Below are 8,694 nucleotides of genomic sequence, written 5' to 3'. Positions count from 1 at the left end.
GCCATGCATCGCACTGCCAATCCGCGTCGTTCACTTCACGCCATGCTCGGATGGCTCGCACTCGGCTCGCGACAGTCCGAGGTCCAGCAGATTCTGGAGCAGGCGGTCGATGCCGTGGTGAGCATTGATGGCGAGAATCGCATCACCTTCTACAACGCAGCAGCCGAACGCCTTTGGGGCTATCGTCGGGATGAAGTGATGGGCCGGAACGTCAAGATGCTGGTACCTCGAACAATCGAGTCGAAACATGACGAGTTCGTCGAGCGCAACCGTCGCACCGGGGAGGACCGGATCGTGGGGACCAGCAGAGAGGTCATGCTTGAACGCAAGGACGGCACAGCCTGCTGGGCCAGCCTGTCGTTATCCCGGGTCCGCACCGGCAACCGCGCTGGCTATACCGCTTTCGTACGCGACATCACCGCCGAGCATGAGAGCCGCGAAATCATCACGCAGACGCTGGAACAAGCCATCGATGCGGTCGTCACCATCGATACGCAGAACGTGGTTACGTTCTTCAACAGCGCGGCCGAAAAGCTGTGGGGCTACGAGCGAAGTGAAGTCGTTGGCCAGAACGTGAAAATGCTGGTGCCACGCGGCATTCAGCCCGCCCATGACGGTTTGGTGAATGCCAATCGAACAACCGGCCAGGACAAGATCGTCGGGACCAGCCGCGAGGTGGAGATCGAGCGTAAAGATGGCGGCAAGGTCTGGGGAAGTCTGTCGCTCTCGAAGGTCGTACTGGGTGACAAGGTCATCTACACCGCCTTCGTGAAAGACATTACCCGCGAGCGCGAAGCGCGTGAGGTCATCAACCAGACGCTGGAACAGGCACTGGACGCCGTTGTGACGATCGATCCGCAAAACAACGTGACCTTCTTCAACGCCGCTGCCGAAAAGCTCTGGAACTTGAGCCGTGACGAGGTCATCGGCAGGAACGTCAAGATGCTGGTGCCGCAGGGCATCCAGGGGGATCACGACCGCTTGGTGAACACGAACCGCGCGACCGGACGCGACCATATCGTCGGCACCAGCCGGGAGGTCTGCATCGAGCGACGGGATGGTTCAACGGTCTGGGGCAGCCTGTCGCTGTCGCGGATCAAGCTGGGTGACCGGATCAGCTACACCGCCTTCGTCAAAGACATCACCCGTGAGCGCGAAGCACGAGAAATGATGAATCAGTCACTCGAGCAGGCGCTCGATGCCGTCGTGACGATCGACGAACACAACAACGTCACGTCGTTCAACGCCGCAGCCGAAAAACTCTGGGGTTATGGCCGGGCCGAGGTCATCGGCCAAAACGTCAAAAAACTTGTCCCGGCGGCCATCCAGGACCGGCACGACAGCCTGGTCAATGCAAACCGCACGACGGGACAAGACAAAATCATCGGCACCAGTCGCGAGGTCGAGATCGAGCGCAAGGACGGCAGCAAGGTCTGGGGACAACTTTCGCTTTCCAAGGTCCGACTGGAAGGCAAGATCGCCTATACAGCCTTCGTCAAGGACGTGAACGGCATCCACCAGGCCCGCACCACGACCGACGCCGCCATGGCCGCCCTGCTCGCCTCCAGCGAACAGATCGGTGCCATCGTCACCGTCATCGATGGCATTGCCTCGCAAACCAATCTGCTGTCGCTGAATGCCGCGATCGAAGCTGCTCGTGCCGGTGAAGCCGGCCGGGGCTTTGCAGTCGTTGCCGACGAAGTACGGAACCTGGCAACCCGCTCTGCCGAATCCGCGCATGAAATCGGCAGCCTGGTGGATCAAACCAAATCACGCATCAGCGAGCTGGCCAGTTCGCTGGCACGACTGGGCGCCGGGGTTAAGTAGGTGTGCACAGGTTCGGGATGGCGCCGCCTGAGCCAGTACACGCACAGTGCCCTCGCAAACTCCGACTACTGCGGAGGCGGCGCCCCGCCCAAAAAATCGGGCCGATTCAATCAGCTGAATTCTTAGGTCAGTTCAGCACGCGGCGTTGCCGCAATGGTGTCGACCGGCACCCCGTCATCAGCGGCCCAATCACTGAAGCCGAGATAGTAGACGTCGACCCGTGAGAAACCGGCGGCGGCAGCAGCCAAACCGGCAAACGACCCACGGCCACCTGAACCGCAATGCGTGATCAGTCGCTTGGTACGGTCGAGGCCATGTTGCTCCAGGATCGCGCCGATCATTTCGCCAGGAAGTAGCCCGCCATCCTCGGCAAAGAACAGCCGGTGGTCGATCGACACCGCCCCCGGGATGTGCCCGCCCCGCGCGTAACTGTCTGCCTTGATGCCGGTGTATTCATCCTGAGTACGGGCATCCCAGATCTGGCTGTCGGACTGTTGCAACCTCGAAAGAACTTCGACGCGATCAATGAGCCCGGCCCAAGATGGGTCGTGATCCTGTTTGGCTTCGCTGGCTGTCCGACTTGCAAGTGGCGCCCCGTTCAAGAGAAACGGCCATCCACCATTGACGACCCGGGCGTTGATTCCGAAATACTGCAGGATGAACCACGCCCGCGCCGCTTCGGTCATGGTGCCATCGTCGTAGATTGCAACTTGCGTCGTGCGATCAATGCCCATGCCGGCAAACCGGGCCAGCCAACCGGCGGAGTCCTCCAAGCCCGTTTCTGCCGCCTTGGCCAGCACACGCCACGCCTTTGGCACCAGATGGATTGCATCGGGAAGGTGGCCGGCGTCATACGCCTCCTGCGACCGGACATCGAGATATCGGAGCACCGGATTGGCAAGGGCTTCGGCGGCGGAGAGCAAAGGGCTGGAGGTCATGGATGCAATTTGGCAACGAAGAAAGGTGCGGCATTGGCCGCACTGGAAACGGGATCAGATACTGCGCTGGTTCACGCGCTGGGACAGTGCCTCGGCACTTTCCTTGCGTTCGCTGTAGCGGTCGACCAGATAAGGTGCGACGTCGCGCGTCAGCAGGGTGAACTTCACCAGCTCTTCCATCACGTCCACAACCCGGTCGTAATACGAGGATGGTTTCATCCGGCCGGCATCGTCGAACTCAAGAAAGGCCTTGGGGACGGACGACTGGTTCGGGATGGTGATCATGCGCATCCAGCGACCGAGAATCCGCAGCTGGTTCACGGCATTGAACGACTGCGAACCGCCCGAGACTTCCATCACCGCAAGTGTCTTGCCCTGCGTCGGCCGTACCGCACCGATCGACAACGGAATCCAGTCGATCTGCGACTTCATGATGCCGGTCATCGCGCCATGCCGTTCCGGCGAACACCAGACCATGCCCTCCGCCCATTGCACCAGTTCGCGCAGTTCCATGACCTTCGGGTCGGACTCCGGTGCTTCGTCCGGCAGCGGGAGTCCCCGTGGATCGTAGATGCGGACTTCCGCGCCCATCGCTTCAAGCAATCGTGCTGCCTCTTCGGTCAGCAATCGGCTGTACGAGCGCTCGCGCAGCGAGCCGTAAAGCAGCAAGAAGCGCGGCGGGTGTGTAGAGGCACCCATTGCGGCAAAGCTGGTTGCTGCCGGCTGCTGAAACAGCGCTGCATCAATATTGGGAAGCTGGGACTGCATCTCGGACACGAGACCTCCTTCTGTTGGATGTTGCTGGATCACGGAAAAATCAGCACCGGAATCGGTGCACGGGTTGCGGCAGCCTTCCAGACAACGCCTTCGATCGCATGGATCAATCCACCGGTGTGCTGCTTGCCGATCACCAGCAGGTCGTAATCGCCACGCTGGATGAATGCCAGCAGCTGCTCGACTTCATCACCCCATGTCACCTCCAGCGCCAGCGGCACACCCAGTGCATCAGCACGCTGCTTCAGTTGCTCGAACTGCGGTGCAATCTGTACTTTGACCTTGCCGATGAAATCTTCGTCGGACTTGCTCATGACGTTATCGAGCTGCGCCCGAATGGCCAGCAGGGTTACCGACGCCCCTGCTGCCTTTGCCGTTTCCAATACCTGTCCAGCGGCTTGGTCAGAGAGGTGAGCGATATCGAAATCGACCAGAATCTTGGTGAACATGCGAGTTCTCCTTGATAACCCGGGCACACGCTCCCGCCCGGCACTACTTGTTGACGCGCTGACCGTGCTCGTCGATCACGACCTCGCCGTCTTCCTTGCTGAATGCGCCTTGCTGTGGCTGCGGCAGAATGTCCAGCACCAGCTCGGAGGGCCGGCACAGCCTGGTGCCCAGCTCGGTAACGACGATCGGCCGGTTGATCAGGACCGGATGCTCGAGCATGAAACCGATCAGCTGATCGTCGGTCCACTTCGGATCGTCGAGGCCGAGCTCGTCGTACGGCGTACCGCTCTTGCGCAGCAGCGCACGCACGCCGATGCCCATCGCAGCGATCAGCGCCACCAGCTCGTCACGACTCGGCGGCGTTTCCAGATAGTGGACGATGGTAGGTTCGACCCCGCTGTTGCGGATCAGTGCCAGCGTGTTGCGCGACGTGCCGCAGGCCGGGTTGTGATAGATCGTGACGCTGCTCATGTTGTTTCCCTGTGGGTCGGTCAGTGGACTTGCTTCGCGCCGCGCTCGTACCACGGCTTGCTGGCGTTGACGATGCGCACCACCATCAGCATCACCGGCACCTCGATCAATACGCCGACGACCGTCGCCAGCGCTGCACCCGATTCGAAGCCGAACAGGCTGATTGCGGCTGCAACGGCGAGTTCGAAGAAATTCGACGCACCGATCAGCGCTGACGGACATGCGACCGAATGCTTCTCGCCGACCTTGCGATTGAGCCAGTACGCCAGCCCCGCGTTGAAGCACACCTGGATCAGGATCGGCACGGCCAGCAGCGCGATCACCAGCGGCTGCCTGATGATGGCATCGCCCTGAAACGCGAACAGCAGCACCAGCGTGGTCAGCAGCGCAGCGATCGACCACGGCTGGATCTTGTGCAGCGCCGCGTCGAACGCGGCCTGCCCCTTGGCGAGCAGCGCCTTGCGGATCACCTGGGCGATCAGCACCGGGATCACGATGTAGAGCACGACCGACGTCAGCAGCGTTGCCCACGGCACGGCAATGCTCGACACGCCGAGCAGCAGGCCCACCAGCGGCGCGAAGGCGAACACCATGATCAGGTCATTCAGCGCGACCTGCGACAGTGTGAAGTAGGCGTCACCGTTGGTGAGCCGACTCCAGACAAAGACCATCGCCGTGCACGGTGCGGCGGCGAGCAGGATCAGTCCGGCGACATAACTGTCGAGCTGTTCCCCCGGCAGCCATTGCGCAAACAGCACACGGATGAACAGCCAGCCGAGCAATGCCATCGAGAACGGCTTGACCAGCCAGTTGATGAACAGTGTGACGCCAATACCCTTGATGTGGCCCTTGACCTGATGCAGTGCGCCGAAATCGATCTTCAGCAGCATCGGGATGACCATCACCCAGATCAGCAGGCCGACCGGCAGATTGACCCTGGCGACCTCCATCGCGCCGATCGCCTTGAACAGTTGCGGCAGGCCCTGGCCGAGGCCGATACCGACGACAATGCAGCCCAGTACCCAGAGGCTCAGGTAGCGTTCGAAAAAGGAGATCGGCGCCCCGATGGCGCGCGGGTCAGGATCGCGTGCGGACATGTTTGTCGTTCCGGTCAATCATCAGCAGCAGTGGCGGGTATCGACACCACAAGGCACGCCGCCGCAGCAGTTGTCGGTCAGGAAGGCCAGTAGCGTGTTCATCGCCGTGTAGTTGGCCGAGTAGTAGATGAAACGCCCGTCCTGCCGTGCGGAGACCAGCCCGGCATGCGCCAGCTCCTTCAGGTGAAAGGACAGCGTGGCCGGGGCCACGCCGAGCGCGTCGCCGATGCGGCCGACGGCGAGCCCTTCCGGCCCGGCAGTCACGAGCAGCCGGTATACGGTCAGGCGGGTTTCCTGTGCCAGTGCGGCGAGGCGGACGACGGCGTCTTTGTTTTCCATATTTCCATAATCATGGAAATATGGAATTCATGCAAGAGACCGACGACAAGTCCGGTGGAGAGACCGGGCCTGAAACGGGCATTTCTTGCCCGCTGTCGACGAAAAAAGGGCTCCCCGAAGGGAGCCCGTGAATACCGCTCAAACGTGCGGAAGGAACCGGATCAGCCGGCAAACACGCCCTGCTGCTGCAACGCGTGCAGCGCATCGGCAGCGGCGGCGATGACGAAATCGATCTGCTCTTCGGTATGTGCACCGCAGATGAAGTTGACGTCGCGGCGCAGCAGCACACCGCGACGGGCCATGGCGGCCTGGAAGGGCTGCATCAGCTTGACGTGCTTGGCCGGATCCCTGGACATCAGGAACAGCGGGATCGGATCGTAACCATGGATGCGCAGCGGCGCGCCGACCGCCTCGGCAGCAGCGTTGACGCCGGTACGCAGGTGCCGGCCCAGTTCGGCGATGCGGGCCACGTAATCGGTTTCGCGGTAGACGCCGATCACGGCTTCGCAGACCGCCAGCGACAGCACTTCGCCGCCGAAGGTCGTCGACACCTGCAGCTCGTCCAGGCGGCGCAGGTGGCGTTCCGGCCCGGCGATCGCCGACAGCGGCATGCCGGCGGCAATGCCCTTGGACAGGCAGACCATGTCGGCATCGACGCCGAAGAATTCCTGCGCGCCGCCCAGTGCCAGACGGAAACCGGTCACGACTTCGTCGAGGATGAACAGCGTGCCGTTGGCCGTGCACGCGGCGCGGACTGCCTGAACGAACTCGCGGCTCAGCACGCGGTTGTACGGCACCGACAGCAGCACGCACGCGAGCTTGTCGCCGAGTTCGGCAATCTTCGCCAGCAGTGCCGGCTCGTCCGGCGGCGTGAACAGCGGCATGCGCGTGGTGTTGTCGGCCACCGCCTTGGGCACGCCCGGGGTGTCGAACTGGAAATGATCATGCCAGCCGTTGTAGCCGACGGTGATGATGTGCTCCCGACCGGTAATGTGGCGCGACAGGCGCACCGCGGCCGAGGTCGCGTCGGCACCGGTCTTGAAGAAGCGGGCCATTTCGGCATTCGGAATGATCTCGACCAGCGCCAGCGTCGCGCTGATTTCGACTTCGGTCGGCAGCGAGTGCAGCACGCCCTTGGCCAGATGCGACTGGATCGCGCCGACCACGGCCGGGTGGTTGTGGCCCAGCGTGTTGGCGGCCAGGCCGCAGATCATGTCGAGGTACTGGTTGCCGTCGACGTCGTCGACCAGCGCGCCCTGACCACCGGCGAGGTAAACCGGGAATTCGCCGAGGGCGAACATTTCCGGGCGCTTCATCATCGACTGGGTCACGCCCGGGATGAGCTTGCGCGCGGCTTCAAGCATCTGCATCGAACGCTCGATGTTCAGCGGGCCGGTAATGGCGCGCGGCAGGGTCGTGGGCTTGCTGGCAACGGTTTCCATGAGTTTTCCTTGGCGTTTACTTGGTTTATTTGATCAGGGGGATGAAGTCACTGCAGTCACGCGGCCACCGCGACAAGGCGGCGAACGCGGACCAGCAGCCAGAGCAGACAGAGCGCGGCCAGACTGCTCGCCACGGCCAGCCAGCCGACGGTGCCGAAGCCTTGCAGCGCACCGACGGGTGAAACGACGATCATGTGGCCGGCGACCCAGGCGCCGAGGCCCGATGCACCGTCACTGGCGGCGATGTTGACCGCGAGGTAGCGGCCGCGCAGATGCGGCGGCACCATCCCGGTCAGCAGTGCCATGGCCGGGATCGCCCGCCCTGAGGTCAGCACCATGAAGGCGATGAAGACCGGCAGGACCAGCCACAGCGGCGACGGCGGCAGATGGCTGAACATCAGGTGCGGCACCATGCTGGCCAGCACCAGACCGACGAGCACCTGCGCCTTGCCGAAGCGGTCGACCAGCTTGCCGATGCGCGGCATCGCGTACAGCGTCGCCGCGCCGGCCGCGCAGTACAGCCACGGCAAGGTATCGAAGGCGATGCCGACGTTGCCGACCAGATACGCACCGAGATAGGGAATCAGCAGGAAGCTGGCGAACACCACGGTGAACGTCAGCAGCCAGCCCAGCGGCAGGCCCGGCATGCGCCAGATTTCGCCAAGGCCGCTGCGCGGCGCTTCGCCGTTCAGATGCCCCTTGATCGCCGGCAGGCACCACGCCAGCAACACCCAGAACACAGCGGCCAGCGCTGCCACGCCCCAGAACGGCAGGCGCCAGCCGCCCATTGCCGCCAGCGCCAGCCCGACCGGCACGCCGGCAACGGCGCAGATGCCGAAGGCCGACATCACCGTGCCGATGGCCTGACCGCGGCGTTGCGGCGGAATCACGTCGGCGACGATGGTCATCACCACCGCCCCCATCAGCCCGGCGCAGCCACCGGCAACGAAGCGCGCCGCCATCAGCCAGCGGTAATCGGGCGCCAGCGCGCAGGCCACCGTCGCTCCGATGAAGCCGGCGTACAGCAGCAGCAGGGTCGGCTTCCGGTCGAAACGGTCGAGCCAGAACGAGCCGAGGACGCCCATCAGCGCCGACGCAAAGGTATAGGCGGACACCAGCAGGCCGAACTGGCCGGCATCGATGCCGAACGCCGGCATCAGCTCGGGCGCCAGCGGCATCAGGATCATGAAATCGAGGATATGGCTGAACTGCAGTGCAGCCAGCAACCACAGCAACTGCTTTTCCTGCCGGGGTTCGAGCAAGGACATCGGGTATTCCTGGTGTAGCGGATCAGGTGATCCGGTGGGTGAATCTGGTCATCAAGCGATGGCAGGCGAAACGTGCACAGCCAATGCA

General features: G+C 62.9%; 9 protein-coding genes. 1 reads left to right on the top strand and 8 read right to left on the bottom strand.

From position 1 onward, the window contains the following. A partial coding sequence (locus IE097_RS03190) for a PAS domain S-box protein (protein ID WP_373295726.1) occupies positions 1-1,827 on the top strand: 1,827 nt, incomplete at its 5' end. A gap of 122 nt (positions 1,828-1,949) precedes the next feature. On the opposite strand, the gene IE097_RS03185 is transcribed toward IE097_RS03190, so the two are convergent. The 8 genes from IE097_RS03185 to mxcK all read right to left on the bottom strand — a co-directional run bounded on the left by IE097_RS03185 (position 1,950) and on the right by mxcK (position 8,606). Beyond that, positions 1,950-2,765 (bottom strand): sulfurtransferase, encoded by an 816-nt coding sequence (locus IE097_RS03185; protein ID WP_189458667.1) that lies wholly within the window; start codon positions 2,763-2,765, stop codon positions 1,950-1,952. Positions 2,766-2,819: 54 nt separating this feature from the next. Then, a complete protein-coding gene (arsH, locus tag IE097_RS03180) occupies positions 2,820-3,533 on the bottom strand; it encodes an arsenical resistance protein ArsH (RefSeq protein WP_189458709.1) in 714 nt (237 codons plus the stop codon). Between the two features lie 38 nt (positions 3,534-3,571). After that, the gene (locus tag IE097_RS03175) at positions 3,572-3,988 is read right to left on the bottom strand and encodes a universal stress protein (RefSeq protein ID WP_189458666.1); all 417 of its coding nucleotides are present in this window, start codon (positions 3,986-3,988) and stop codon (positions 3,572-3,574) included. 43 nt (positions 3,989-4,031) lie between these two features. Then, positions 4,032-4,460, bottom strand: coding sequence for a glutaredoxin-dependent arsenate reductase (gene arsC / locus IE097_RS03170; protein WP_189458665.1), 429 nt, complete (start codon positions 4,458-4,460; stop codon positions 4,032-4,034). Positions 4,461-4,480: 20 nt separating this feature from the next. After that, positions 4,481-5,557, bottom strand: a complete 1,077-nt coding sequence (gene arsB / locus IE097_RS03165) for an ACR3 family arsenite efflux transporter (protein ID WP_189458664.1) — start codon at positions 5,555-5,557, stop codon at positions 4,481-4,483. 21 nt (positions 5,558-5,578) lie between these two features. After that, a complete protein-coding gene (locus IE097_RS03160; protein ID WP_189458663.1) occupies positions 5,579-5,896 on the bottom strand; it encodes an ArsR/SmtB family transcription factor in 318 nt (105 codons plus the stop codon). 161 nt (positions 5,897-6,057) lie between these two features. Then, positions 6,058-7,338: an aminotransferase class III-fold pyridoxal phosphate-dependent enzyme gene (locus IE097_RS03155; RefSeq protein WP_189458662.1), complete on the bottom strand. Its 1,281-nt coding sequence runs from the start codon at positions 7,336-7,338 to the stop codon at positions 6,058-6,060. A 56-nt stretch (positions 7,339-7,394) separates the two neighbouring features. Next, positions 7,395-8,606 carry a myxochelin export MFS transporter MxcK gene (mxcK, locus tag IE097_RS03150; RefSeq protein WP_189458661.1) on the bottom strand — a complete coding sequence of 404 codons (1,212 nt, stop codon included), beginning with the start codon at positions 8,604-8,606 and terminating at the stop codon, positions 7,395-7,397. Positions 8,607-8,694 lie beyond the last annotated feature (88 nt).

Origin of the sequence: Jeongeupia chitinilytica (genome assembly GCF_014652315.1) — a bacterium.
GTDB classification, from domain to species: Bacteria; Pseudomonadota; Gammaproteobacteria; order Burkholderiales; family Chitinibacteraceae; genus Jeongeupia; species Jeongeupia chitinilytica.
The sequence above is the reverse complement of the archived record's forward strand: the minus strand, read 5'-3'. Positions and strand labels throughout refer to the sequence as shown.

Excerpts from the sequence above, each read along its gene's own strand:
- arsB (WP_189458664.1), bottom strand. The coding sequence starts at position 5,557 with ATGTCCGCACGCGATCCTGACCCGCGCGCCATCGGGGCGCCGATCTCC.
- arsC (WP_189458665.1), bottom strand. The coding sequence starts at position 4,460 with ATGAGCAGCGTCACGATCTATCACAACCCGGCCTGCGGCACGTCGCGC.
- mxcK (WP_189458661.1), bottom strand. The coding sequence starts at position 8,606 with ATGTCCTTGCTCGAACCCCGGCAGGAAAAGCAGTTGCTGTGGTTGCTG.
- arsH (WP_189458709.1), bottom strand. The coding sequence starts at position 3,533 with ATGCAGTCCCAGCTTCCCAATATTGATGCAGCGCTGTTTCAGCAGCCG.
- IE097_RS03155 (WP_189458662.1), bottom strand. The coding sequence starts at position 7,338 with ATGGAAACCGTTGCCAGCAAGCCCACGACCCTGCCGCGCGCCATTACC.
- IE097_RS03175 (WP_189458666.1), bottom strand. The coding sequence starts at position 3,988 with ATGTTCACCAAGATTCTGGTCGATTTCGATATCGCTCACCTCTCTGAC.
- IE097_RS03160 (WP_189458663.1), bottom strand. The coding sequence starts at position 5,896 with ATGGAAAACAAAGACGCCGTCGTCCGCCTCGCCGCACTGGCACAGGAA.
- IE097_RS03185 (WP_189458667.1), bottom strand. The coding sequence starts at position 2,765 with ATGACCTCCAGCCCTTTGCTCTCCGCCGCCGAAGCCCTTGCCAATCCG.